At 67.1% G+C, this 25,638-nt stretch carries 17 protein-coding genes; 9 read left to right on the top strand and 8 right to left on the bottom strand.

Annotated features, from left to right (window positions below; all coding sequences use genetic code 11):
- The first annotated feature begins 1 nt into the window (after window position 1).
- Complete coding sequence (locus RMR04_RS19400) at window positions 2-1,090, top strand: acyltransferase family protein (RefSeq protein WP_311909966.1); 1,089 nt, start codon at window positions 2-4, stop codon at window positions 1,088-1,090.
- Between the two features lie 54 nt (window positions 1,091-1,144).
- On the opposite strand, the gene RMR04_RS19395 is transcribed toward RMR04_RS19400, so the two are convergent.
- A complete protein-coding gene (locus tag RMR04_RS19395) occupies window positions 1,145-2,230 on the bottom strand; it encodes an AraC-like ligand-binding domain-containing protein (protein ID WP_311909965.1) in 1,086 nt (361 codons plus the stop codon).
- A gap of 500 nt (window positions 2,231-2,730) precedes the next feature.
- Here RMR04_RS19395 and RMR04_RS19390 point away from each other — a divergent pair, with 500 nt between their 5' ends.
- The 5 genes from RMR04_RS19390 (at window position 2,731) to RMR04_RS19370 (ending at window position 11,786) form a co-directional block, all read left to right on the top strand.
- A complete protein-coding gene (locus RMR04_RS19390) occupies window positions 2,731-6,975 on the top strand; it encodes an autotransporter domain-containing protein (RefSeq protein WP_311909964.1) in 4,245 nt (1,414 codons plus the stop codon).
- A 397-nt stretch (window positions 6,976-7,372) separates the two neighbouring features.
- A complete protein-coding gene (locus tag RMR04_RS19385) occupies window positions 7,373-9,007 on the top strand; it encodes a DUF4153 domain-containing protein (protein ID WP_311909963.1) in 1,635 nt (544 codons plus the stop codon).
- 13 nt (window positions 9,008-9,020) lie between these two features.
- A complete protein-coding gene (locus RMR04_RS19380) occupies window positions 9,021-9,725 on the top strand; it encodes a response regulator (RefSeq protein ID WP_311909962.1) in 705 nt (234 codons plus the stop codon).
- A gap of 71 nt (window positions 9,726-9,796) precedes the next feature.
- The gene (locus RMR04_RS19375; protein ID WP_410492276.1) at window positions 9,797-11,350 is read left to right on the top strand and encodes a sensor histidine kinase; all 1,554 of its coding nucleotides are present in this window, start codon (window positions 9,797-9,799) and stop codon (window positions 11,348-11,350) included.
- Window positions 11,343-11,786, top strand: a complete 444-nt coding sequence (locus RMR04_RS19370) for a ribosomal maturation YjgA family protein (protein WP_410492137.1) — start codon at window positions 11,343-11,345, stop codon at window positions 11,784-11,786. Before RMR04_RS19375 ends, RMR04_RS19370 begins: the two co-directional genes overlap by 8 nt.
- A 59-nt stretch (window positions 11,787-11,845) precedes the next feature.
- On the opposite strand, the gene RMR04_RS19365 is transcribed toward RMR04_RS19370, so the two are convergent.
- The 4 genes from RMR04_RS19365 to RMR04_RS19350 all read right to left on the bottom strand — a co-directional run bounded on the left by RMR04_RS19365 (window position 11,846) and on the right by RMR04_RS19350 (window position 17,860).
- Window positions 11,846-12,607: an HAD family hydrolase gene (locus RMR04_RS19365; protein WP_311909960.1), complete on the bottom strand. Its 762-nt coding sequence runs from the start codon at window positions 12,605-12,607 to the stop codon at window positions 11,846-11,848.
- A 121-nt stretch (window positions 12,608-12,728) separates the two neighbouring features.
- Window positions 12,729-14,114, bottom strand: coding sequence for an RNB domain-containing ribonuclease (locus RMR04_RS19360; protein WP_311909959.1), 1,386 nt, complete (start codon window positions 14,112-14,114; stop codon window positions 12,729-12,731).
- Window positions 14,115-14,488: 374 nt separating this feature from the next.
- A complete protein-coding gene (locus tag RMR04_RS19355; protein ID WP_311909958.1) occupies window positions 14,489-16,339 on the bottom strand; it encodes an ABC transporter ATP-binding protein in 1,851 nt (616 codons plus the stop codon).
- 591 nt (window positions 16,340-16,930) lie between these two features.
- Window positions 16,931-17,860, bottom strand: coding sequence for an FCD domain-containing protein (locus RMR04_RS19350; RefSeq protein WP_311909957.1), 930 nt, complete (start codon window positions 17,858-17,860; stop codon window positions 16,931-16,933).
- Window positions 17,861-17,918: 58 nt separating this feature from the next.
- On the opposite strand from RMR04_RS19350, the gene RMR04_RS19345 reads away from it, so the two are divergent.
- The 3 genes from RMR04_RS19345 to RMR04_RS19335 are packed head-to-tail and all read left to right on the top strand — an operon-like array spanning window position 17,919 to window position 21,822.
- Window positions 17,919-19,382: an amidase gene (locus tag RMR04_RS19345; RefSeq protein ID WP_311909956.1), complete on the top strand. Its 1,464-nt coding sequence runs from the start codon at window positions 17,919-17,921 to the stop codon at window positions 19,380-19,382.
- Entirely contained in the window at window positions 19,382-20,221 is an 840-nt protein-coding gene (locus tag RMR04_RS19340) for an alpha/beta hydrolase (RefSeq protein ID WP_311909955.1), read from the top strand. Before RMR04_RS19345 ends, RMR04_RS19340 begins: the two co-directional genes overlap by 1 nt.
- Before the next feature lie 38 nt (window positions 20,222-20,259).
- Window positions 20,260-21,822, top strand: coding sequence for an ABC transporter substrate-binding protein (locus RMR04_RS19335; RefSeq protein ID WP_311909954.1), 1,563 nt, complete (start codon window positions 20,260-20,262; stop codon window positions 21,820-21,822).
- A gap of 132 nt (window positions 21,823-21,954) precedes the next feature.
- Here the strand turns inward: RMR04_RS19335 and fhuB are convergent, their stop codons facing one another.
- Genes fhuB through RMR04_RS19320 form a run of 3 tightly spaced genes read right to left on the bottom strand, consistent with a single transcriptional unit; the run spans window position 21,955 to window position 25,615 of the window.
- The gene (gene fhuB, locus RMR04_RS19330; protein ID WP_311909953.1) at window positions 21,955-23,943 is read right to left on the bottom strand and encodes a Fe(3+)-hydroxamate ABC transporter permease FhuB; all 1,989 of its coding nucleotides are present in this window, start codon (window positions 23,941-23,943) and stop codon (window positions 21,955-21,957) included.
- Window positions 23,940-24,839 carry an ABC transporter substrate-binding protein gene (locus tag RMR04_RS19325; protein WP_311909952.1) on the bottom strand — a complete coding sequence of 300 codons (900 nt, stop codon included), beginning with the start codon at window positions 24,837-24,839 and terminating at the stop codon, window positions 23,940-23,942. Before RMR04_RS19325 ends, fhuB begins: the two co-directional genes overlap by 4 nt.
- The gene (locus RMR04_RS19320; RefSeq protein ID WP_311909951.1) at window positions 24,836-25,615 is read right to left on the bottom strand and encodes an ATP-binding cassette domain-containing protein; all 780 of its coding nucleotides are present in this window, start codon (window positions 25,613-25,615) and stop codon (window positions 24,836-24,838) included. Before RMR04_RS19320 ends, RMR04_RS19325 begins: the two co-directional genes overlap by 4 nt.
- Window positions 25,616-25,638 lie beyond the last annotated feature (23 nt).

Genomic DNA, 25,638 nt, shown 5'->3' with positions numbered 1-25,638 from the left:
CATGCCCCGACAGCGCTACGCCAATCTCGACGCGTTGCGGGCCATCGCGGCGCTTGGCGTCATGGTCGAGCACATGTTCGGCGATCTCATCAGGCAAGTCCCGTCCGCCTCGGGCCCGGTGAGCACGCTCGCCGGGTGGGTCGTCCAGAATCTGAGCCTGGGCCGGTTCGGTGTGGCGCTGTTCTTCCTGATCAGCGGTTTCGTCGTGCCGTTCAGCATCGACGGCGAGCGGCCGCTCCGCCATTTTGCCGTCTCGCGGCTGTTTCGGCTCTATCCCGCGCTGTGGTTGGCGCTGCTGGTGCTCGTGACGATCGGCTGGTTCTCCGGGGAGACGCCACGGGCGGCGACCGTGCTGGCCAACATGACCATGGCGCCGTCGCTCTTCGGCCAGACCTGGCTCTCCCCGATCTATTGGACCTTGTTCATCGAGCTGCTGTTCTATGCACTCGCCGCGCTGTTGTTCTGGGCCGGGAGGTTGAGAGATATCGCTGTTCTGCTCATCTTGAGCCTGGCCCTGGTTGCCGCGACGGTCCTGCCCGTCCAGCTGCGCATGCACGGTCTCGTCAATCTGCCGATCCAGTATCTCGGCATGCATCTGTCGTTCCTGTTCCTGGGCCTGCTCCTGCGGCTATGGCTCGCCGAAAGAATGCCGGGAGCGCGCCTCTCAGTGCTGGTTCTCGGTCTCGTGCAGCTCGCTGCGCTGCTCTCGGTCTCGCAATTTTCCCTGGCGCGCGGCGACAATTTCATCATGGAGGGGCTCACGCCTGTCCTGAGCGCCTATATGCTCGCCTTCGCGGTCTTCCTCGCCGCGGTCGGGCTGGGTCGGCCGCGTTCGGCCCTGCTCGCGCGGATCGGGCTGATCAGCTATTCGATGTATCTGTTCCACGGGCCGGTCAATGCGCTCGTCTATCGCGTCCTGCCCTTGACCGGTGAGTTCGGCGACATCGCCACGATGCTGCTCTGCACCGGCGCGACCTTGATGGTATCCTGGCTGGTCTACCGAACGGTCGAACGCCCGATGATCACGCTCGGGCGCAAGATATCGTCGAAGCACAACGCGTCCCTCGTCCCGTCTTCGCGGCTTGCATGAGCGGTTCGCAGGCTGTGCCTATCAGCGCCCAAGAACTATCAGCGCCCAAACCTATCAGCGCCCAAGCTTCTGGAGACGGTCCGGCGCCACGCCGACCGTGGTCGGCGGCAGCATGTCGACGCCGCGCTGGCGGGCCACGGCGCGCAGCTCGCGCGGGGCCATGCCGAAGCGCTCCTTGAAGACGCGGCTGAAATGCGCCTCGCTGCGGAAGCCGTAGGAGAAGGCGATGGCGCTGAGCGTCTCGCTGGTGCGGTCGTCGCCGTTGATGACCTCGTAGCAGCGCTGGAGCCGGCGCTCGCTGATATAGGCCTGCACGCCGCCATGCTCGCCGAAGGCGCGGTAGAGTGCGCCGCGCGTGGCGTTGAGCGTGCGCGTGAGTGACGTGACGGTCAGGCCGAAATCGCCCAGCGAACGTTCGATATGCATCTGAGCCCGGCTGAACAGGTCGAGATCGGCGGGCGTGAGTTCCTCGCGCGGGCCATGGTCGCCCTGCGAGGCCGCGATCGCCAGCTCGACGATGGCGCTGGCAGAGGCGATGCCCTGGCCCAATGTCAGGCCCGGCAGGGCCGCGTAAACATCCCGCATCAATTGCGACAGGAGGCGCGTGGCCGGCAACTTCGCATCCGGCACGAGGCCATGGATCGCGCGCTGGCGCAGGGCCTCGGGCATGGCGCTGCGCGGCACCGTCAGCGCCAGCGTGCGATAGGGCGCGGTTTCGAAGTCGAAGGGCAGGCCGAAATCGATGAAGCTGACATCGCCGGGCCTGGTGTGGAAGGCGCGGCTGCCGCAGGTGCCTTCATAGCTGCCTTCGAGATGCAGCGAGATGTTGACGTGGTCGACGCCGGTGCGCGCCGCATCCTTGGCGGTGCGGACGAGGTGGTTCGCATGCGAGCTGGTCGACAAGCTGAGGATGAAGCGGTCGAGCATGTAGAGGCTGGTCGAGGCGTGGAACGCCGGGGCATCGCTCGGTGTGACGAGCTCGGCGCTGCAGGCGAAGGTGAGATGGTGCTGCCAGGCCTTGAACGAGGCGCCGTCCGCCGTCGGCGGCAGCACGATGGCGATCTGCGGGCCGCCGAGGGCCTGCTCGGCCGCGGACTCGCTGTCGCCTGAGTCGCTCGGTTGCCGATTCTCGTCCGTCATCAACCGTCTCCCCCGCGCCCGTTGCAAATCCGCAACGCCTCATTCCCGGAACGGAATATCAAAAGATAGCGGACGCAGCGTCAAGTAGGTCCGGCCGCCCTGAGTTACATTGCTGAACGTATCGCGCAGGGGATCGCTGCGATGGCGATGGCTGGGGGATTGATGGGCTACGATTTGTGCCGCGCTCTGCGCAGGACGACAGCTTTCGTCGTGCCGTCACTTCCAATGTCGCTTTCGCTTGCTGGTGCCCGAGGCGGCACCGGCGGTGTTCATGGCTGTGTGGCGGTGGGCTCCGGCTATCGCCGCGACAGGGACCCCCGGCTCTGCCGGCCAAACTACGGCCGGCGCTACGAGGTGCATAACAATGGCTCCTGACGCTGACCTGACGTCCGTAGGCCTTTTTGGGCAATGTGACAGGGTTGGGCCTGCCTCTGCCAATAATTCGATGCTCTGGGGGCTGGCATAAAATGACACTTTTGATAGGCCCTGACCTCGCCGCCATGACGTTTTCGCGGTGGCGCGGTGCGCTGTTGGGCACAACGCTGATGACCGGTGTCGCCATCGCCGTTGCTGCGATGATGCCCGGCACCGCGCGTGGGGCGGACTGGCTAGGCGCCACCGGGGACTTCAACCTCGGTTCGAACTGGGTTGGCGGAGGGGTGCCGACAACGGCGACCTTCACGAACAGCCCCACGGCGGTGCAAAATGTCACCGTTACGTCCAGCGGCGGTACACTCACGCTGCTCGAGTACAACAACAACGCGCTCGGTTACACGCTGTCGACGGCCCCCGGCAACGTTCTGTATATCGGCAGCATCACCAATAATTCGGCCTTCGAGCAGACGCTGTTTGCAGGAGCGGGGGGCGGGTTCGTCATCTCTGGCACGGTTGCCGGCGCGACGGCACTTGTTGCTGGACCAGGCAGCGGCTCGATCCAGTTTAGCGCCGGGGCCTCGGCTGCGGGCTCGCGATTTATCGGCCAGAGTGGGTTCCTGAATCTGACCATGGGCGCCGGTGACTCGCTGTCGATCGGTTCGATCGAGGGCGCCGGGATAATACGAGCCGTCGGGGTGGCACAAACTCTGTCGGTGGGCGGCCTAGGTTCGAGCACGACCTATGCCGGCACGATCCAGGAATTCGTTGCCCTCACCAAGGTCGGTAACGGCGCGCTTACTCTGTCGGGCACCAATCTCTATAATGGCGGGACGACGATCAATGCCGGCTCAATCATCGCAGGCAGCGATTCGGCCTTCAGCACCGGTTTAGTCACGCTGAATGGCGGCACGCTGGCGACCACGGGTGCGCGCGCCATCGGCAACAACGTCACGCTGACCGGCTCCAGCGCGATCAATGTGCTGGACACGACCGCGATCTTCAGCGGCACGATCGCTACGGGCGGCAATGCGCTCAGCCTCGAAGGCGCAGGAAACGGCACGATCAGCGGCGTCATCTCGGGCTCGGGCACTGTCGCCAAGAGCGGCAGCGGCACGTTCACCCTCTCGGGCACCAACACCTATTCCGGCGGAACGAGCATCTCTGGCAGCGGGGTCGTCAATCTCGCCAATATGGCGGCGTTGGGCTCCGGACAGGTCTCGATGGGCGGCGGCCGCCTCAACGCGACATTGACCGGCACGCTCGCGAACAACTTCCTGGTCATAAGCGCGAGTCAGGCCTGGCTTTCCGCCTCGACGGGCCAAACCTTGACCATGACCGGCGCGTTCGTCGGGGGCGGCGCCTCTTTCCGCACCGGGCATGCCACGGACAACGGCACGGTCATCCTCAGCCCGTCATCCGTGACCATGTCGGATATCTTCTTCTTCGTCGATGGCGGCATCGTGAGACTGGGGAGCAACGGCGCGCTCATCACCGACGCAGCGACCAGCACCGAAATCGCCGCCGGCGGAACGCTGGACATCAACGGCCCAGCGACAGTGCATGGCCTGGCAGGTGGCGGCACCGTCACCAATGACAGCGGCGCGGCGGCGACGCTGACGGCCGACAATAGCGCCTTCGCCTCGACCTTCTCCGGAGTGATCCGCGACGGCACCGGGCAGACATCGCTGACCAAGGTCGGCGGGGACGTGCTGACACTGTCGGGACTGAACACCTATACCGGCACGACCTTGGTCGATGCCGGCACCTTGCGCGCGGGGGCGGCAGGCAGCTTCGCACCGAACTCGGCCTTCACCGTCGCGACCGGTGCGACGCTCGACCTCAACGGCTTCAACCAGGCAATTGGCTCGCTTGCGGGCGCAGGCGCAGTGACGCTGGGGGCGGCAACCCTGAGCGCGGGCGCGGACGGCGGCAGCACGACCTTCTCTGGTGTGCTCTCCGGCGCCGGCTCGCTGGTCAAGGCGGGCACTGGAACCCTGACGCTGACGGGCACCAATGCTTACACCGGCACGACGACGATCAGCGCCGGCACGCTGCAAATCGGGAGCGGTGCCACCTCCGGGACCCTGGGCACCGGTGCGGTCATCAACAATGGCGTCCTGACGTTCGCCCGCTCGGATGCGCATGTCGTCAGCAACCCGATTTCCGGAACCGGCTCTCTGGTCCAGTCCAGCAGCGGAATGACGATCTTGACAGGAGCCAACACTTACACGGGGACAACGACGATCAGCAGTGGTGTGCTGAATGTCGGGGGCGGCGGCCCTTCCGGGACGCTGGGCACGGGTGCCGTCGTCAACAACGGTCTCCTGCACATCCAGCGCTCCGATGATGTTGTCATCGGCAATGACATTTCAGGAACGGGTCGGCTGTCCCGGGACGGGGCAGGAACGACGATCCTGACAGGAAGCAACAGCTATACCGGCACGACGGAGATTTTCGGCGGCCCGCTGCAGATCGGGAACGGCGGCACCTCCGGGACGCTCGGCACGGGTGCCGTCGTCAACACGAGCACCCTGGCCTTCAAGCGCTCGGATGTGCTGACGGTGAATAATGACATCTCCGGCACGGGAGCACTGATCCAGTCGGGCACCGGGACGACGGTTCTGACCGGTACGATCACCTATACCGGAGCCACCAGCGTCGATGCCGGCAAGCTGGTGGTGAACAGCTCGATCGCATCGTCCTCGGGTCTCACCGTGGCAGCCGGTGCAACGCTGGGCGGCTCCGGCCAACTGCCCTCGACCACGGTCAACGGCACGCTCGCACCGGGCAATTCGCCGGGCACGCTGACGGTCAACGGCAACCTCGTGCTGGGGGCGGGCTCGCTTTATCTCGCCGAGGTTCAGGGCGCGGTATCGGACAGGGTCAATGTCACGGGGACGGCCGCGCTCGCGGGTACTTTGCGGCTGGTGCCGCTCGGCGGGGCCTATCTCTTCTCCGCGCCCTATACGCTGCTCTCGGCGGCGGGCGGGCTTAGCGGCACGAGCTTTGGAACCCTCGACACGGCCGGCTCCTTCGGCGACGGCGTCAGCACGAGCATCGCCTATAGCGGAACCGACGTCACGCTGACCCTGGCGCCGAAGCCGCTGGCGCCGATCGTCGCCGACCCCACGCCGCCGCCGGTTGTCTCGCCCAATCCGACGCCCGCCCCCGCGCCCCGCCTCGGGCTGGGCCGCCCGGCCAATGCGCTTGCGGTGGCGACGGGCATCGACGCGGCGGTGGCCAATGGGGCTGATCCATCGGCGCTGTTTGCGATCTACAACCTGCCGGCCGCCACGATCCCCGCAGCCGTGAACCAGCTCTCGGGCGAGGTCCATGCCGCCGCGCCCGCCATGGCCAACAGCGCGGCGGGCCAGTTCCTCGCCACCATGCTCGACGGCTCCGGCGCTGGGCGGCTCTCGGGCCAGCCTGGAGGGCCGGGCGGCGCCGCCGGCTTCACCGCCGACCGGCCCTCCAGACAGGACGGGCCGGGCCGGGCGAGCTTCGACCCCGCGCGCTTTTCGGTCTGGGGCGCGAGCTTCGGCTCGACCGGCCGCAGCGATGGCGACCGGGCAGTGGGCTCCGCGCGCCGCAATCTCTCCGACGGTCATGCCGCGGTCGGTGCCGACATCCGGCTCGGCTCCAACACGGTGGCGGGCGTCGCGGTCGCCGGCGGCCAGTCGCGCGCCTCGCTCTCGGGCGGGCTCGGCAAGGCACAGGCCGATGTCTTTCAGGCCGGGCTGTACGGGCGCACCACGCTTGCAGCCGTCAATCTGGCCGCAGCGCTCGGCTATGCCCGGCTCGACACGGACACCACACGCGCCATTCCCGCGCTCGCCCGCAGCGGCGTCACCGCCTCCTACGCAACGCAGGCCTGGAGCGGGCGGATCGAGGCGAGCCTGCCGGTGGCGAACTGGGCAGTCGCGAACCGGGCTGGCCTCACGCTCTCGCCGCTCGCCGCCTTCCAGGCGGTGCGCGCGACGAGCCCGGCCGCGATCGAGAGCGACGGATCGGGTGCGGCCCCCGGCACGCTGACGCTTGCCCGCCGCTCCGACATCACCAGCCGCAGCGAACTCGGCTTGCAGATCGACGCGAAGCTGATGGTGGCCGCGACACCGGTCACGGGCTTCGTCCGCGCCGCCTGGGCCCACTACTACCAGCGCGACGCCGACTTCGCCGCCTCGCTCAACGGCCTGCCCGGCGCGAGCTTCACCGCCGCCGGCGCCCGGCCCGACCGTAACGCCGCCCTGCTTGCCGCCGGCGCGGATATCAGGCTGAGCCAAAGCGTCAGCCTCGGCCTGCGCGTCGATTCCGAACTCTCGGCAAACACGCGCCGCGTCGGCGGCACAGCGCAGTTGAGGGTCAGCTTCTAGAGCGGGATTGATCCAATCGGACCGTTCGATTGCTCCTGCTCCTTGTTTTGACGCGTTGTCTTCAGGCGGACCGGTGGCCGCTTCGCTGCCGGGTTGATGCTCCCGGGATGCGCGCGCAATGGCTTGCGCCGCGCGGCGCTTGCACGAAATCTGCACAATAATCCTGAAATCCTGATCCTGGCCCCGACCGGCGCTGCAAGCGGCGGGCGCATGACTGCGGCATGGCCGAGATCATCGCTCCCCGCGCTTTCACATCATCCTTGCCCCGGCGGCTGGCCCGGGATGGCTGGTGGCTCGTGGCAAGCGCGCCCTCTGCCGACGCCACCATGTCCGTTTTTCCCGCTCTGCCGCGCCGCTCCCGCGCGCCGCAAACCGCCCTCAGCGAGGCCCAAGACTCATGCCAGTCCCATCCATCCCGATCTCAAACTCCACCCCGGTCCCGGCAGAGATGACGGCGCGCCCGCCCACAGCCCGGCCAAGGCGCTGGCTGCAGGCCCGGCTCGGGCTCGCAGCCAGTCTCGTGCTCCTGGCCGATCTCCTGTTCTACGGCCATGCGCTGGGCATCTCGCTCGCCTATTTTCTTGCAGTGCTAGCCGCGGCCTCGCTCTGGGCGAACCCGGTCAGGGCCCGCGGTCGCAGCCGCGCGCTGGCGCTGCTGTTGCTGGGCGCTGGGCTGCTAGCCATCGTCGAGGCGGTCGATCTGCTCTCCGCATCGCTGGCGATCCTCTCGACAATGATCTTTGCCGTGATGATCAGCCAGCAACGGCAGGCCCGCTGGCAGGAGCAGATGCGGGAGGCGAGGCGGATCCTGCTTGCCGGCGCCTTCAGGCTGCTCGGCGATATCGGACGCGTCAGCCGCCTCTCAGCGCGGCGCGGGAAAGCCCCGGGCGGGCTCGGCTGGGTGACGAGCTGGATCATCCCGCTCGCCTTCCTCAGCGTCTTCGCGACGCTGTTTGCCTCCGCCAATCCGCTCCTGGAAAGCTGGCTGAGGCGGATCGACCTGCGCCTGCTCTTCAACCTGCTCTCGCCATGGCGGGCCCTGTTCTGGCTCCTGATCCTGTGCCTGGTCTGGCCGATGCTGCATGTCCGGGCGGCCCGCAAGCGCAAGGCGCAGCAAATGGCGGCGCAAGAGCAGACGACGCAAGAGCTGGCGGCGCCAGCCGCCAAGGCGTCGACGCTCGATCCCTACGGGCTGTTCGGCGACGCGGCGATCCTGCGGTCGCTGGTCCTGTTCAACGCGCTGTTTGCGGTGCAGACCTGCCTCGACATCGCCTATCTCTGGGGTGGCGTGGCGCTGCCCAACGGCATGAGCTACGCGACTTATGCCCATCGCGGCGCCTATCCGCTTGTCGTCACCGCGCTGCTGGCGGCGGTTTTCGTGATGATCGCGATGCGCCCGGCCGGCCCCTCCGAGCGCAAAGCTGCGATCCGGCCGCTGGTGCTCGCCTGGGTCGGCCAGAACATCATGCTGATGGTCTCGTCGCTGCTGCGGCTGGACCTCTATGTCGCCGTCTATTCGCTGACCTGGCTGCGTCTTGTCGCCTTCATCTGGATGCTGCTCGTCGCCATCGGCCTGGTGCTGATCGTCATCCAGATCAGCGGCCGCAAATCGACGAACTGGCTCGTCTCGGCCAATGCCGCCACGCTGGCGCTGACCCTCTACGGCTTCTGCTTCGTCAACACGCCAGCCGTGATCGCGAACTATAATTTCCGCCATTCCCAGGAATTGCGCGGCACCGGCCCGCGTCTCGATTTCCACTATCTGACCTCACTCGGCCCCCAGGCCATCCCCGCGATCGACCGCTACGCGCCGCGCATCGCAGCCGTCGGGCGCACCGTTGCGGGCTCGTCCTGGAGCTGGAACGTGAACAGGCTCCCGACAGCTCGCGACCGCATGGCGGACGGGCAGCGCCTGGAACAGGCGGATTGGCGAGCCTGGGGCTTTCGCGCGTGGCGCCTGTCGCGCTACTTGGCTAACACTCCCGATGCCCCATTCGGGGTCAACCGCAGCCCGGCCACGCCCGGCCAGTGACAGGCACGCGACAATGGCGCCCCGCATACTTGTGGTCGATGACGACAGCCATATCCGCGAGGTCATCTGTTTCGCGCTCGAGAAGGCCGGCATGGCGACGGTGATCGCGCGCGATGGAGCCCAAGCGCTGGAGAGCTTCAGACGGCAGCCTGCCGACCTCGTCATTCTCGACATCGGCATGCCCGAAATGGACGGGCTCGAGGTCTGCCGGCAATTGCGCAGATCCTCGGACGCGCCGATCCTGTTTTTGTCGGCGCGGGACGAGGAGATCGACCGGGTCCTGGGTCTCGAAATCGGCGGCGACGACTATGTCACCAAGCCGTTCAGCCCGCGCGAGCTGGTGGCGCGCGTCAGCGTGATCCTGAAGCGCACGCGCCCCGGCAGGGCCGTCGTTGCGGCGCCGGTCGAGCCGCTGTCGCGCGGCGCGCTGCAGCTTGACCCGGAAGCCCATCTGGCGAGCTTCGCGGGCAAGGCCCTGGCGCTGACCGGCATCGAGTTTGCGATCCTGAAGGCCTTTGCCGCGCGTCCCCGCCAGGTCTTCAGCCGCGAGCAGATCCTGGAAAGCGCCTATGCCGGGGCCGTCCATGTCGCCGACCGGACGATCGACAGCCATATCCGCAACATCCGCGCCAAGCTCGCCGCCCTGGGCTGCGACAGCGCGATCGACACCGTGCACGGGGTCGGCTTCCGGCTCGGGCCCTGCGAGGCGGGGCCGTGAAAACGCCGGCCTCTCCTGCGGTCCGGGTCGCCTCGAAATGGCGGCCCAATCTCAGCCTGATCGTCTTCCTGATGCTGACGGCGGTGCTGGCGCTGCCATTCATCGGCCTGTTCTTCTTCCGGATCTACGAGAACCAGCTGGTTCATCAGACCGAGGCCGAGCTGATCGCGCAAAGCGTGGTCCTCGCCGCCGTGATCCGGCAGGATTTCGAGAGTAACCTGCCTGCCGACACCGTGCTGGGCGCGCAGGTTCCAGCCGAGCCGGCATCGGCTCGCGAGGAGCCCTTCAGGCCGATCCTGCCCAGGCTCGACCTGACGCGCGACGGCATGCTGGGCCGCAGGCCTGAGGCTGAGCCCGCAGCCCGGCCCGCCAGCGCGGCCTTCAGGGCGGCGGGTGAGCGTTTGTCGCCGCTGCTTACGGAAACCCAGAGCGTCACGCTGGCGGGCTTCCGCCTGCTCGATCCGCAAGGGGTGGTGATCGCCGGTCGCGACGAGACCGGCCTGTCGCTGGCCCATGTCGAGGAGGTCGCGACAGCACTAAGCGGGCGCTTCACCACGACGCTGCGCCAGCGTGTCTCGAAGAATGCGCCGCCGCCGCTCTATTCGCTCAGCCGCGGCACCAGCATCCGCATCTTCGCGGCGACGCCGATCATCCTGCGCGGCCGCGTCGCCGGCGTGCTCTACGCCTCGCGCACGCCCAGCAACGTCTTCCGCCATCTCTACGAGGAGCGCGGCAAGGTGGTGCTTGCGGGGCTATCCGTCGCCGCGCTGACCCTGCTGATCGGCCTTGCCTTTCACCGCACCATCACCCGCCCGGTGCATGAACTGATCGCCCGAACGGTCGCGATCGGCCATGGCGACCGCGCCGCCATGCGCCCCTTGCGCCATCACGGCACCGCCGAGTTCGCAAAACTGTCGCAGAGCTTCCTCGACATGGCCGGTAATCTGAACAACCGCTCCGACTTCATCGCGACCTTCGCGGCGCATGTCTCGCATGAGCTGAAATCGCCCCTGACCTCGATCGAGGGCGCGGCCGAATTGCTGCGCGACGACATCGCCGGCGAGGGGCGGGCGATGAGCGATGCGGAACGCCGCCGCTTCCTCGGCAACATCATCACCGACACGCATCGCCTGACCGCGATCACCAACCGCCTGCGCGAGCTTGCTCGCGCCGAAAGCACCCCGACCGGGGGTGCGACCAGCCTCTCGCCCGCCATCGCCGCTCTCCAGAGGGATGTCCCGGAGCTCGCCATCCGGGCCGAGGGCGATCTCGATGGCTTGATCCGCATCTCCGCCGAGAATTTGCGCATCATCCTGTTCCATCTCGCCGACAATGCGCTGCGCCATGGCGCGACCGGGCTCGCCATCGTCGCCGCAGTCGAGGCGGACCGGCTCCACCTCACCATCTCCGACAATGGTAGCGGCGTCTCCCCGAACAACCGGGCGCGGATCTTCGACAGCTTCTTCACCACCCGCCGCGACAGCGGCGGAACCGGCATGGGGCTTGCCATCGTCCGCGCGATGCTCAACGCGCACAGCGGGTCGATCGAACTTCTCGACCCCGCGGCAGGTGCGGCCTTCAGCCTGGCCTTCCAACGCGCCGCCGAAGGCGAGATGCATGGCTGAAATGAGCTCTCCAGAAACGAACCCGCGCTCGCGCTGGGTCGCGCTCGCGCTTTGCCTCGCGATCATCATCTCGGGCCTGCTGCTGCGGCGTTTCGGCCCCGGTCTCGGCCTGCCCTTCATCGTCGTGAAATATGGCGGCTCGCTGCTCTGGGGCGCGATGGTCTATGCGCTGCTGGCCATTCTGGCCCTGCGGCGGCCGGCTGTGCAGCTGGCGGCGCTTGCCGCCGCGATCGCGCTCAGTGTCGAGCTGTTTCGCCTCTACCACACGCCCTGGCTCGACGCCTTCAGGCTGACGACGCCGGGCGCGCTCTTGCTCGGGCGGGTCTTCTCGCCATGGAATCTCGTGACCTATGGCGCGGGGATAGGGCTGGGCTGGGGGGCTGACCGTCTGCTGCGAGGAGCGGGCGCGTCAGTTCCAGGGAATGCGAGCCGTTGACGGCCGAGTTCGGCCCGTTGCTGACTTCGGGAAGCCCTGCTAGCGCGGAAGATCGACATCTAGGATTTAAGTAGCTCGGATATCGCCCGAATGATCCTGTCAGGCCGCACGCTACTGCCTTCGGGCAAGCCCTTCCCGAAGCCATCATGCCAGATGGCGAAGATGCCAAGCCTCTGCGGAGCGGCCACTTCCCACTCCAGATTGTCGCCCACCATCCAAGTTTCGTGAGGCTCCACGCCTAAAGCGTTCATCGCATGGAGATAAGCGCGCTCATCGGGTTTGCCGAATTCGTGCTCACCTTCGATCTGAATATGATTGAACAGTGGAGCGATCGAAAACCGCTCGATCTTGGCGCGTTGACCTTCGGCTCCGCCATTGGTGACAAGCGCCAGCAGCACGCCGCGTGCCTTCAATATCTCGATCGTTTCGCGCGCGCCTGGAAAGAAATCAGTCAATTGGTCACGATAGGCCGTGAACCTAGCTGCAAAGCGCTCTGCCAGTTCCTCGGTCATGTGCTCCAAACCGGTGGCGATAAACGCGTTGGCGATCACCTGCCGGCGAGCTTGGGATATTCCGAAGCGGGCTATCTTGTGACGCGCTGAATCCGACCAGAATTCTGCGAGCGCGGCATCCAGCCGTTCGGCTACGTCATCGGGCTGCAATGGTGCCAACTCAGGCTCGAACGCGCGAGCAATATGGCGCAGCACCTCCAGCCTCTGGCCGCAGGCCAAGATCGTGTCGTCGAGATCGAATAGGATTGCACGCGGTAGCGTGATCGCATCGGGATTTTGGTCGGCTGATGTAGAATTCGCGGGGGCCATGGACCCAATCCTAGCCTGATCGAAGTCCAAATGTCAGGTCCGCTTCCGACCCGTTCCAGGCTCTGACAACGTCTGCTGTCAGGCATTCCGATGTACCCGCCGGCCAACGGGCGAGAGTGGCTCACCCTGCTCGCTCGAAAGTGACCGTGTGCTGCAGGGGATCGGCGGATGTCAGCTTGACCCGGATCCGATCGCCCGGCTTGCCGCCTTGCCCGTGAACCCGCGCGACCACGGGCAACTCGCAGAGCTGGATGCGCAGGCCGTGCTCGTCCGCATCGGTCACCACTGCCTCGAATGTGGTTCCTTCGCTGCCCTGAAGCATCAGGGCTTCGGCAAGGTCGATCACGTTTCGGTCGATTTGCCCGTCGCGCGCATCGGCCCTCGCCATCACCGCGGGCAATTGCTCGAATGCGGCCGATACCGCCGGTGGTACCGGCTGGCCGTTCGCGACAGCGAGCGCGGCGCGCACCACATAGCTATCTGCGAGGCGGCGCAGCGGTGCCGAGGCGTGCGCATAGGTCGCCGCCATCGGCGCATGCCAGGGCACGATGCCGTCGCGATAAGGAACATAGCTTGCACCGCCGCTGGCCCTCCGCACCGCCAGCATGAAGGCGGCGTGGCTGCTGTCGGTGGGATTCAGCGTCTTCTCGAACTGGACGAGAGGCTGCATGTCCGGCCATGACAATCCCAGGGCACGCGCGGTCTGGCGCAGGCGCTGGACGGCCTTTTGATCCGGTTCCGGCATGACCCGGAACAGGCCGGTCCGAGCCGCCAGCAGCGCAGCCGCGATTGCAACATTGCTGGCCAGAGACAGGGCGGCGTTCTGCTCCTCGGCGCGCAGGCGCGGGCGGAAGAGCAATTGGTAGCGGCCGTCGCCGAGAGCGTCGACCTCCTGTTCCGGCGGGTCCACGCGCGCTGCGCCGCGCCGGCTCTCGGCAGCCTCGATACGGCGGGCGAACTCATCGAAATCAACAGGCAGATCGGCCGCCTTGACCCCGTCATAGGCGAGCTTGGCGCTGCTGCGGATGACGGCCCGTTCGGCACCGTCGAGATGGGCATTACCATCGGCGTCGATCCGGGTGGTGAAGATCACGGCCGGCCGCAGGACAGCGGGCAGGAGGCTCGCTGCGCCCTCGGCGAGAACCGGCGGATACAGCCCAGCCTTGCCGTCCGGCAGATAGAGCGTCGCGCCGCGCTGCCAGGATTCCCGGTCGACCACGTCGCCATCGTCGACGAACCAGGCGACATCGGCGATGGCGTAATGCAGCAGCAGATCGCTGCCGCTGCGCTCGATCGTGAAGGCCTGGTCGAGATCGGTTGAGGTCGCGGGGTCGAGCGTGACGAAAGGCCGGTCCGTGCGATCGACATGCGCGGTCGGCGCGCGATGGGCAGCCGTTTCCGCAGCCGCAAGGACCGCGGGCGGAAACTGCGCGGGCACGCCGAATTGCCGGCGTATCGCCGCCATTCCGCCGATCAGCGCATTGGTGGAATCAATGAGGGTCTTCATCCTGCTCCGCGAGACCTCTGTCCGTTGTTGAGCTGCTGCGAAGCAGCCAGCGCGAAGGTTCGCAGACTGTTATAGCTGCAACAATTTAGGCTTCACATGCAACGATCGTGACCGGTGATGTCGAGCGATGCACCTCTGACTGGATCGGGTCGGGAGCCGAAGTCAGGACAGCCCCTTGGCAACCTCCGTTTTCGGGCAATCGTCCAGTGTCCGTCCATGGCGCTTCGCCGGCATAGGCAAGTCATCGATCGAGCGGGACGATCGGACGGCGGACGCGGCGTCGAGGCCAAGGTTGGCCTCTTGTGGACTACACGAAAGCCGGCTCTCAGACAGGCGCGCCTGCAAGCCAGCAGGAGTTGCGCCCGCTGGGAGGCTTACCGCTTCCGGGAAACCTGCGGGCGCTGTGGCACGATAAAGCCTCCGGATTGATGGGCCCACAGATCGGCGTAGAGCCCGCCAAGATCAAGCAAGTCCGCATGGGAGCCTTGCTCGATAATGCGCCCGCCATCCAGCACCACAAGCCGGTCCATGAGTTGCAGCGTGGAGAGGCGATGCGCGATGGCGATGACGGTCTTGCCCTGCATGAGATCCGAGAGCGCATCCTGGATCGCGGCTTCGACCTGCGAGTCGAGGGATGACGTCGCCTCGTCGAGCAGGAGAATCGGGGCGTCCTTCAGGATCACCCGCGCGATGGCGATGCGCTGGCGCTGTCCGCCGGAGAGTTTGACGCCGCGCTCGCCGACGAAGGCTTCGAAACCATGGCGCCCCTTGCCGTCCACCAGCTTGTCGATGAAGCCGTCGGCTTGCGCCTTCCGGGCGGCGTCACGCATCATCTGCTCATCGGCGTCGTGGCGGGCATAGCGGATGTTCTCGCCGACGGAGCGATGCAAGAGCGACGAATCCTGTGCCACCACCGCGATCCGCGCGCGCAGCGACTCCTCGGTGACACCGGCGATGTCCTGGCCGTCGATCAGGATTCGGCCCGATTGCGGTTCGTAGAAGCGCAGCAGCAGATTGACGAGCGTGGACTTGCCCGCGCCCGAGCGCCCGACCAGACCGACCTTTTCACCGGCGCCGACGGTCAAGGAGAGCCCGTCCACCACGCGCTGCGGCTTCAGGTAGTGAAAATGCAGATCCTCGAACCGGATCTCGCCATGGGGGGCATCGAGCGGGCGCGCGTCAGGCCGGTCGAGCTGGCTCAGCGGCTGCGCGATCGTTTTCATGCCTTCCTGCACGACACCGATATTCTCGAAAATGCCTGCGATTTCAAACGCCACCCAATTTGACATGGCGATGATCTGGGTTGTCAGAAGAACGGCGGTCGTCAGCGTGCCCGCATCGACGCGTCCCTGCGAGAACAGCCAGACGCCGATACCGCCCGTCGTCGCCAGCAGGATCGCGTTGAGGCAGACCAGGCAGAACGCATAGACGGTATTGAGTCGCTGCTGGCGGGCGAAAGCGGCCTGGAAGCGCTGGAAGCCGTCGCGCATATAGGCGTCATCATCGCTCCGGCGCCCGAACAGCTTGACGGTCATCATATTGGTGAAGGTGTCGACGATCTTGCCGGAGATGGCCGAGCGCGTCTCCGAGGTCTCGCGCGACCGGACCTGCACCTTCGGCAGCGTGTAGGCGAGGAGTGCGCCGTAGAGCAGAAACCAGACCATCATCGGCGCGGCGAGCCGAATGTCCTGCGTGCCGAGAAGGCCGATCGCGGTCGCACCGAAAATGAGGATCTGCCAGACCGCGCGCACGAAGGAGACGATCGTATCCCGCAGCGGCCGGCCCGTCTGCATGACCCGGTTGGCCAACCGCCCGGCGAAGTCGTCATGAAAGAAGGCGAGCGGCTGGCGGACGACGTGCCAGTAATTCTGCCAGTTAATCAGCGTCGTGAAAGAGACGGCGATCGAGTGGTTCACGAGCAGGCGAAACAGGATCGTGCCCAGCGGCCGCACCAGGAGCACGATCGCCGCCATGATCAAAAGCAGATGGCCAGCCGCGTCGAAAACGCGCTCGCGCGGTACCGACGACAAGGCAGAGACGAGGCGCCCGATCAGATAAGGTACCACGGCGTCAACGACGGCAAGCGCAAAGCCGAGCATGAACAGCGCCGCGAACAGGCCCTTCGCCTGGCGGACGAAATGCCAATAGAATGTTCGTAGTCCGCTGGGAGGCTCGCCCGGAGGCGATGCTGTCGAATCAACAAGTGAATCGAAGAAGCTGAACATCGTTCCTTATGATTGCTATGGCGCCGCCATGGCAACCTCGAATGGTCGCCGTCAGATGCGGGTTCTCAGAGCCCGTTTGGAAACTCCAGCCCTCATCCTGAGGAGCCGCGAAGCGGCGTCTCGAAGGATGCTCCAGCTTGCAAAGGGAGCCTTCTGGAGCACCCTTCGAGACGCCATTCCTGCCGGAATGGCTCCTCAGGATGAGGGCTCAGGAAATTCCCAAACGGGTTCTCAATTGATCAAGCGCGTTTGCACGTAAGCTCGCCGGCATCCTTACCTTGCCGCCGAACTCCCGCTTGCCACTCCTTACAGACGCCCGGAAGGCCCGGTTCCGGGAAGGCTGATCCGCGTTCCCGGTACGCGCCGAGATCCCGACGACAGGGTTGGCGACAGGACGGGGGGACAGCCGGAGAATTTCAGGGCGCAAGGCTGTCCAGGGAGCAAGGCTGTCCAGGGAGCAAGGCCTGCGATCCTGATCTGCTTCGCCGGGGATGATCGGGAGTGGCCGGTCGCCGCACGGAACGGTTTGAATGTGCTTCGGCATTTCTGCGTCATAAAAAACAGGCAAAGGCCGATCAAGGCAGGAAGCCGCTAAGCCAGGCTGGAGACGCGTGGGGAGAGGCTGACCTCGCGGGCGCGGTCGAGATGGCGGCGCAGCAGGACGGCCGCGATCTCGCGCTCGCCGGCCTCCAGCCGGGCGATGATCTCGAGATGCTCGCGGCAGGAGACCGCGACGCGCTGCGGCCCGTAGCGCCAGGAATAATTCGCGTAACGCCGCAACCGGCTCTGCTGCTGCAAGGCCAGCAGGAGAAAGCGGTTGCCGCAGGCGGCGATGAGCCCTTCGTGGAATTCGCAATTCATCTCGAAAAGCGCGACGCTCGCGGTTTCGCTCCAGGGCTGCGCCAGCATCGCCTCATGGCGCCGGCGCATCTCTGCGAGCCAGGCGGGATCGGGCGCAAAGCTGGCTTCGAGCAGTGCCGCCGGCTCGATGATGCGGCGGAAGGCATAGCTTTCGACGATCGCCGCATCGTCGTTCAATGGCGAGAAATGCCAACCATGGCCCGGCCGGCGCTCGACCAGCCCGACCCCGGCCAGCTTGTTCAGAACACGCAGCAGCAGCGGCCGGCCGATATCGTAGCGTCGCATCATATCGGCTTCGGAGGCCAGCGACGGCAGCGCGCCGGCGACACGATCCCTGGCGATCGCGACGCAATAGGCGTCGAGATCGGCGGAAGCCGCGGCGTATTCGCTCTCGGCGATTTCGCTGGCAGGCCGCGCCAGGGCATAGCCACCATTGGGCAAGGCGGCAATGACGCCGCGCTCGGCGAGATGGCGCAGCGCAGCGCGCACCGGTGTGCGCGAGACCTGGAGGCGCCGCGCGAAGGCGGCCTCCGGCAAGCGCTGGCCCGGTACAAGCGCGTCTTGCCGGATCATCTCGAGGATGCGCGGCAGCAGGTCACGCTGCAGCTTGCTCGGAGGCTCGGAGGTCGCGGCGGGTGGCGCGATTTTTTTATGTCTCATGGTTTGACAAAATACATATTTCTCGCCTCCATAGGAAGCTCTGCAGCCGGAGCCTGTGATGCCGCCAGATCAGCCCCCAGCGGTATCGCCCGCAGACCGGATCGACGCGGACGCCCTATGGCGGATCGAGGCTCACGAGCTCGCGCGATTGATCGCTCTCGGCCTGGTGTCGAGCCGCGAGGCGGTCGTCTCCTGTCTTGCCCGCATGGATGCGGTCAACGGCAGGCTCAACGCCGTCATCCGGCGCTTCGATGCCGAGGCGCTCGCTGACGCCGACGCCGCCGATGCGATGCGGGCGCGCGGCGAGACACTCGCGCCGCTCCACGGCATTCCCGTCACGGTCAAATGCAATATCGACCAGAAGGGCCACCCGACCGATGGCGGCGTCGAGGCTTATCGCGATCTCGTCGCCGAGAGCGACAACCCGGTCGTCGCCAATCTGCGCAATGCGGGCGCCGTGATCATCGGGCGCACCAACACGCCCTGCTATTCGATGCGCTGGCACACCGAGAACGCGCTGCATGGCGCGACGCTCAACCCATGGCATGCCGGCATCACGCCCGGCGGATCGAGCGGCGGCGCGGCCGCGGCGGTGGCGGCGGGCATCGGGCCGATCGCCCATGGCAACGACATCGCCGGATCGGTGCGCTATCCCGCCTATTGCTGCGGGCTCGTCGGCCTGCGGCCAAGCTTCGGCCGGGTGCCGTCGAGCAACGCGACCGCCAAAGGAGCGGCCGCGATCTCCTCGCAGCTCATGGCGGTTCAGGGCCCGCTGACGCGCAGCGTGCGCGATTGCGAGATCGCCTTCGAGGCGATGGCGCAGCCGAGCCCGCTCGATCCGCGCTGCGTCGTGCCGGCACCGTTTGCGCCCCTGCGCGGACCCTTACGCGTCGCCTTGGTGGCCAGGCCAAAAGGCGCCGTGGTCGATCCAAGCGTGACCGATGCGGTGCTCAGCGCCGGCCGCGCGCTCGAAGCCGCCGGCATCATCGTCGAGGAGATCGAGCCGCCGGATCTGGCCGGCATCGGTGAGCTCTGGGGCAAGCTCGCCACGGCCGATGTGATGGCGAACCTGCAGCCGCTGATCGAACAGAACGGCGATGCGGGCATCCGCCGCGCGCTGGCGCTCTGGGACGAAGCCTTTCCGCGCTACAGCGCGGCCGACACGCTGGCGGCGCTCGGTGAGCGCTCGCTCGCTTTGCGCAACTGGCAGCTCTTCTTCGAAGATTATCCGGTCGTGGTGATGCCGTGCTCCTATGCGCCGCCCCTCCCGGTCGGCTTCGACCTCAGGGATGTTGCGGAAACCACCCGCGTGCTGGCGGCGCAGAGCCCGCTGATGGCGATTTCGGTGCTCGGCCTGCCCGGGCTTGCGGTGCCGACTGCTCCGCAAGGCGGGATCCCCGCAGGCGTCCAGATCGTCGCCGGGCGCTTCCGCGAGGATCTCTGCTTCCGCGTCGGTGCCATCATCGAGGCGCATCTGCCCCGGGCAACGCCGCGCGATCCAAACCCGACAGGAACATTCTGATGGCCTTCGTCCGGCGCCACGGCGTCAAGCTCTCGGCCTATGATTTCGGCCGTACCACGATCCATGCCTGCCAGGCCGATCCGCGCTTCAGCTGGTGCGCCTATGTGCCGGAGGATTACGACGAGGCCGGCACGGAGCGCTACCAGCTCCTGGTCTCGGTCCACGGCACGATGCGCGACATGGTCGCCTATCGCGACGATTTCATCCCCTTCGCCGAACGCAGCCGCTGCATCGTGCTGGCGCCGCTGTTTCCTGCCGGCATCACGAGCCCTGGCGAGCTCTCCTCCTACAAGCTGATGACACCGTCCTCAGTGCGCTACGACGCGGTCCTGCTCGCCATGGTCGAGGAGGTGCAGGCGCGCTACCGGATCGCCGGCGATCGTTTCGCGCTGTTCGGCTTTTCCGGCGGCGGCCATTTCGCCCACCGCTTCCTCTATCTGCATCCCAAGCGCCTCTCGGCGGTGTCGATCGGCGCGCCCGGCATCGTGACGCTGCTCGATTTCGAGCATGATTTCTGGGTCGGCGTGCGCGATTTCGAGGCCGTGATGGGCCGTCCGATCGATCTCGAGGCGATGCGCCAGGTCGCGGTCCAGATGGTCATCGGCGGCGACGATACCGAGACCTGGGAGATCACCCTGGCCAAAGGCTCAGCCCTATGGCGCCCCGACGGCGAGATCGCCGGCCTGAACCGGCCCGAGCGCATGCGCGCCCTCAAAGCGAGCTTCGAGAACCACGGCGTCGCGGTGCGCCACGACATCGTGCAGGGCGTTGCCCATCGCCATACCGGGCTGCTCCCGGCGGTGACCGATTTCCTGGCCCAGGCGATGCCGCAGCCATGATGCGTAATTTTCACTCGAACGTTTGAAAGAGACCGGCCATGCGACGCAGCTTTTGCCAAGTCCTTTTCGTCGCATTGGCCCTTGTCGGCGCATTGGCCACGGGAGCGGCCTTCGCCCAGTCGGCCCCGACGACCAGCCGGCTCGTCGTCGCGCTCAACGCCGATATCCGCAGCCTGGAGCCGGGGGTCAACCGCGACACCAACACCGACACGGTGATCCACCAGCTCTTCGAGGGGCTCGTCGCCTACAAGACCGACCTCGATGTCGGGCCGGCGCTGGCCGAAAGCTGGACGCTCTCTGACGAGGGCCGGACCTACTCTTTCAAACTGCGCCCGGCGACCTTCCACAATGGCAAGCCGGTGACCTCGGCCGAGCTGAAATGGTCCTGGGATCGGCTCAACCAGTCCTCCGCCTGGACCTGCAAGCCAGTCTTCAACGGCCAGTCGGGTGCCAAGGTGGTGGCGGTCGAGACACCCGACCCGCAGACCGTCGTGTTCAAGCTCGATCGCGCGAGCGCGATCTTCCTGAAGCAGCTCGCCAACATCCAATGCCATGTGCTGGCGATGCATCCCGACAGCCTCGATGCCGAGGGCAAATGGTCCAAGCCGATCGGCTCCGGCCCGCTCAAGCTGCGGGAATGGCGGCGCGCCGAATATGTCCTGCTCGACAAATTCGCGGAGTATCGCGGCAGCACCGCACCCGCCAACGGCTTTTCCGGCGCCCGCGACATGCTGGTCGAGCAGGTCCTGTTCCAGGTGATCCCCGATCCGAGCGCGCGAGAAGCGGCGCTGCTGACCGGCGCCGTCGATATCCTGCACGACATCGAGCCCGACCAGATCGAGACGATGAAGCAGCGCGGCATGCGCGTCCTCAGTACGCCGGGGCTCGGCTGGTCGGCGCTTTTGCTGCAGACCGACGATCCGCTTCTGTCGAACGTCAAAATCCGGCAGGCGATCGCGCATGCGATCGACCTGAAGCAGATCGCCGAAGCCCAGACGCTCGGCATGGCCCCGGCCAACGCCTCGGCGGTGAGCAGCTCGACCGCCTTCTACAATGCAGGCTTCGCGGCCTGGCCGGCCTATGACCCGGCGCGCGCCCGGGCCCTCCTGAAAGAGGCCGGCTACAAGGGCGAGCCGCTGCGCCTCCAGACCAACAAGCAGTATCAGGCCATGTATCAGAATTCGGTGATGATCGAGCAGATGCTGGCGGGCGCTGGCTTTGCCGTGAAGCTCGAGGTCATCGACTGGGCGACACAGCTGTCGAACTATCTCAACGGCCGTTTCCAGATGCAGTCCTTCGGCTATTCCGGTCGCTTCGATCCCGCTCTGATGTATGCCGCCTTCGTCGGCGACAAGACCCGGTTCAAGACCGCGCAATATGGCGATCCCGACGCGGTCGCCCTGCTCGGGCAGCTCGATACGACCGACGACCCGGCTGTGCGCGGCAAGCTCTTCGCCGCGCTCCACGCCAAGGTCCAGGCCGATGTGCCGATCGTCGGGCTCTACTTCTCGCCGATCATCGAGGCGGTGCATCCGCGCGTCGAGGGCTATGTCTCCTGGCCGGCCAACCGCCCGATCACCTGGGGTGTCCGCAAGCGCTGAAGACCGGAAGTTTGAGCAGGATCAATGCGAAAGCCGGTTCCCACTTTGTCGCATCCTGCTCCAGCTGTTTGGTCCCGGAGAAACGTGACGCTATTGCGAGCCGAAAGGCGCAGGGCGCACGCCACGCTTTCGTCAGGTCTGGCGGGAGGCTCCCCGGCTCAGCAGCCAGATCAGATAGGGGCCGCCGATCAGCGAGGCGAAGAGCCCGACCGGCACCTGGTAGGGAAACGCGACGATACGCGACAGCCAGTCGGCGGCGATCATGATGGCCAGGCCGCAGAGCGCGGCCGCGGCGAGCTGATGGCGCCCGCGTGCGAAACCGAGCAGCCGCGCCAGATGCGGCGCGACGAGCCCGATCAGGCTGAGCGGCCCGACGAGCAGCGAGGCGACCGCCGTCAGCAGGGCCGCGACCACCGCAAGCAGCACAGGGGCGCCGCGACGCGCCAGGCCGAGCCCGGCGCTTGCCGCCGGGCCGAGCGGCAGGATGTCGAGCCAGCGCGACACCAGGAAGAGCGGCGCAATCAGGACGATGCTGGCTGCGACACCGGTCCAGGCCTCGAGCGCCCCAGTGCGGTTGGTCGAGCCCGACAGCCAGAGCAGCAGCGTGTAGGAGCGCAGATCGCCCTGCGCCAGCGCGGTCGAGATGATGGCCATGCTCAGCGCGCCCATGGCGATGCCGGCGAGCAGCAGCCGCGTCGAGCCGAAGCCGGCGCGGGCTGCGAGCGCAACCATCACCGCGATGACGCACAATGAGCCGCCCGCCGCGCCGAGCATCATGACAAGTGGTGTCATCGCCGGGGAGAGGTAGAGCGCGACTGTGAGGCCGACGCCGCCGCCGGCGCTGACCCCAAGGACCTCGGGCCCCGCCAGCGGATTGCCGGTCAGGCGCTGCATCAGCACGCCAGCGGCGCCGAGCATGGCGCCGGCCGTGCCCGCTGCGACGATGCGGGGCCCGCGAAACGGTAGGAGATCCAGGAAGAGCGTGCCGCTTGCCAGGCTCCAGCCTTGCGGCCCGCGCCCGATCACGAGCGCGATCAGCAGGAAGGCCGCAGCCAGCCCCGCCAGAATGATGGCGCCACGCCAGGGCCGGTCGAGGGCGCGCATCGGGGAGGGCGGCAGCCCGGTGCGTGCCGAGGCCAGCATGGGCAGGCGCGGCAGCAGCCAGAGGAGCAGGGGGCCGCCCAGCAGAGCGGTCGCGGCGCCGGTCGGCGCGAAATCGGCGAAGCCGCTGCCGAGAAGCTGGACCAGGCCATCGGTCAAGGCGAGCAGCACCGCACCGATCGGCGGGGCGGCGAGCAGGATCTGCCGCGCCGAGCGTGCACCGCTCAGGCGCGCGAGCGCCGGCGCCGCAAGCCCGACGAAGCCGATGACGCCAAGCTCGGCCGTCACGCTGGCGGCAAGCCACACGGCAACGGCGAGGACGAGAAACCGGGCGCTGTGCAGGGCAAGGCCAAGGCTGCGGGCGCCGCTGTCGTCGAGGCCGAGCAAGGCGAGCGGCCGCAGCAGCAGCGCCGCCGCCAGGCCGCCGAGCAGGATGCGCGGCGCCAGCGTCAGGGCCACATCCCAGCTCTGCTGGTTGAGCGAGCCCGCTCCCCAGATGAACAGCGAGAGGACATATTCGCCCTTGGCCAGGATGAGCGTGGCGCTAAGCGCTGCCGTGACGAGCGAGATCACCATGCCGGAGAGGACGACGGTGACCGGATCGAGCCCGCGCCGCCAGCTCAGCCCCAGGATGATCGCAATGGCGGCAAGCCCGCCCGCGAAGGCGACCGCCTCGCGCGAGATCGCCAGCAGCGAAGGTGCGAAGACGGTGGCGAGCGTCAGCGCCAGCTGTGCGCCCGACGCGATGCCGAGCGTCGAGGGATCGGCGATAGGGTTGCGCAGCACACGCTGCAGCAGCGCGCCGGACAGGCCGAGCGCCGCCCCGGCGAGCAAGGCCGTGACGAAGCGCGGCAAGGTGCTGTGCCAGAGCAGGATGGCGTCCAAGATCTGCGCCGTGGCGGGATCGCCGGGCACAAGCGGGCGCGTCGCGATGACGGCAGCGAACAGCCCGAGGCTCACTAAGGCGAGGCCACTCCAGGCGAGCACTCCGCGCAAGGGCGTCGAGACGGCCAGGCTCATCGTCGCGCCGCCGCGTTCAGGGCTTGCGCGAGCTGTCGCGCGAAGCGGCGCGCCGCCGGCAGCGCGCCATAGGGATTGATCGAGGGCAAGATCAAGAGCCGGCCGGCGCGGATATTTGGCAGCGCGTTCCAGAAGGCGCTGCGCGCGAGCACCGGCATGGCTTCGGGCGGGACCGGCGGGATCAGCGCGATCCAGGCCTCGGGCACACGCGCCAGCGCTTCCAGCCCGACCGGCGCCATGGCCGAATAGCTTGTCGCCTGCGTCCAGGCATTGGCGATGCCGAGGCGGGCCAGCGCCTCGCCGAACATGCTGTCGGCGCCGAAGACGCGGAAATGGCGGGCATCGCCGAGATTGATCGGGATGACGGGCCGCCCATCCCCTGCCAGGTGAGTTCTTGGCAAGCCAGCGCGCAGCGCCGCGAATTCGGCCTGCGTCTCCGCAAGATAGAGCTCGGCCCGCTCAGTGATCCCGAGGCGCGCGCCGATGCGGCGTGTCATCGCCTCGCAGGCGGCGAAGGGCTCGCCGCCGCGCGTATAGATCGAGAAGGTCTCGACGGGCGCAATCGTGCGAAGCTGGGGTTCTGAAGCCGCATAAAAGCTCGAACTGTAGATCAGCTCGGGCTCGACCAGCCGCAGCATCTCGAAATTGACCGTGCCGCGCAGGCCAAGATCGGCTGTCGCGGCTGGGACGATCGGCTCGACCGCGATCTCGGCGAACTGCCTGAGTTCTGTGGCCGCGACCGGCGCGACACCGAGCGCCAGCAGCGTCTCCAGCACCGACCAATCGACCGTTGCGATGCGGCGGGGCAGGGCGGCGCGCGCTGTGCCGGGTAAGGCGAGCGTCAGGGCAAGGCCACCGGCAAGCGCCTGGCGGCGGGACGGCTGCGACCTCGTCACAGCACGTAGCCGATCGGCTCGTTGCGGCTGGGGTGCGCCATCACACCCATCGGCACGCCATAGATCGCGCCGAGCACGTCGGGCTGCATGATCCCGGCGACCGGGCCATGGGCGACAAGGCGGCCGTCGCGCAGCGCCAGGATGTCGTCGCAGCTGCGCGCGGCGAGGTTGATGTCGTGCAGCACCACGATGACGGTGGCTGCGCGCTCGCGGCTGATCTCGCGCACGAGCTTGAGCATCTGCGCCTCATGCGCGATGTCGAGCGCCGAGGTCGGCTCGTCCAGGAGGATGCAGTCGCCGGCCTGCGCGAACATCAGCGCGAGCCAGGCCCGCTGCCGTTCGCCGCCCGAGAGCGTGTCGACCATGCGCTGGGCCATGCCGAGGAGGTCGGTGCGGGCGAGAGCCTGCTCGACATGTTGGGCATCCTCCGTCGTGAACCGGCCGAGCGTGCCATGCCAGGGAAAGCGACCGAGCGCGACGAGCTCGCGCACGCTCATGCCGTCAGTGGCCGGGGTGAATTGCGGCATATAGGCGACGCGGCGCGCGAAGGCGCGGTCGCGCCATTGCCCGAGCGGAACATCGGCAAAGCGTGCACTGCCGGCGCTTGGCGCGAGCTGGCGCGCCAGGAGCTTGACCAGCGTGCTCTTGCCCGAGCCGTTGGGCCCGATCAGGCCGTGGATCCGGCCGGGCTCGAGCGCGAGCGAAAGCGGCTTCAGGATATCGCGGCCGGGTACCGCGAAGGCGATGTCGGCGAGGTCGAAGCGTGGCGCGGTCACGTCTGCTCTTGCTGTGCTGCAGG

This window comes from Bosea sp. 685 (assembly GCF_031884435.1).
Classification (GTDB): Bacteria; Pseudomonadota; Alphaproteobacteria; order Rhizobiales; family Beijerinckiaceae; genus Allobosea.
This window is presented reverse-complemented; position numbering and strand designations above follow the sequence as displayed.

What these genes read in the sequence shown, in the direction of transcription:
- RMR04_RS19400 (WP_311909966.1), top strand. Translation starts at nt 2, where the DNA reads ATGCCCCGACAGCGCTACGCCAATCTCGACGCGTTGCGGGCCATCGCG.
- RMR04_RS19395 (WP_311909965.1), bottom strand. Translation starts at nt 2,230, where the DNA reads ATGACGGACGAGAATCGGCAACCGAGCGACTCAGGCGACAGCGAGTCC.
- RMR04_RS19390 (WP_311909964.1), top strand. Translation starts at nt 2,731, where the DNA reads ATGACGTTTTCGCGGTGGCGCGGTGCGCTGTTGGGCACAACGCTGATG.
- RMR04_RS19385 (WP_311909963.1), top strand. Translation starts at nt 7,373, where the DNA reads ATGCCAGTCCCATCCATCCCGATCTCAAACTCCACCCCGGTCCCGGCA.
- RMR04_RS19380 (WP_311909962.1), top strand. Translation starts at nt 9,021, where the DNA reads ATGGCGCCCCGCATACTTGTGGTCGATGACGACAGCCATATCCGCGAG.
- RMR04_RS19375 (WP_410492276.1), top strand. Translation starts at nt 9,797, where the DNA reads ATGCTGACGGCGGTGCTGGCGCTGCCATTCATCGGCCTGTTCTTCTTC.
- RMR04_RS19370 (WP_410492137.1), top strand. Translation starts at nt 11,343, where the DNA reads ATGGCTGAAATGAGCTCTCCAGAAACGAACCCGCGCTCGCGCTGGGTC.
- RMR04_RS19365 (WP_311909960.1), bottom strand. Translation starts at nt 12,607, where the DNA reads ATGGCCCCCGCGAATTCTACATCAGCCGACCAAAATCCCGATGCGATC.
- RMR04_RS19360 (WP_311909959.1), bottom strand. Translation starts at nt 14,114, where the DNA reads ATGAAGACCCTCATTGATTCCACCAATGCGCTGATCGGCGGAATGGCG.
- RMR04_RS19355 (WP_311909958.1), bottom strand. Translation starts at nt 16,339, where the DNA reads ATGTTCAGCTTCTTCGATTCACTTGTTGATTCGACAGCATCGCCTCCG.
- RMR04_RS19350 (WP_311909957.1), bottom strand. Translation starts at nt 17,860, where the DNA reads ATGAGACATAAAAAAATCGCGCCACCCGCCGCGACCTCCGAGCCTCCG.
- RMR04_RS19345 (WP_311909956.1), top strand. Translation starts at nt 17,919, where the DNA reads ATGCCGCCAGATCAGCCCCCAGCGGTATCGCCCGCAGACCGGATCGAC.
- RMR04_RS19340 (WP_311909955.1), top strand. Translation starts at nt 19,382, where the DNA reads ATGGCCTTCGTCCGGCGCCACGGCGTCAAGCTCTCGGCCTATGATTTC.
- RMR04_RS19335 (WP_311909954.1), top strand. Translation starts at nt 20,260, where the DNA reads ATGCGACGCAGCTTTTGCCAAGTCCTTTTCGTCGCATTGGCCCTTGTC.
- fhuB (WP_311909953.1), bottom strand. Translation starts at nt 23,943, where the DNA reads ATGAGCCTGGCCGTCTCGACGCCCTTGCGCGGAGTGCTCGCCTGGAGT.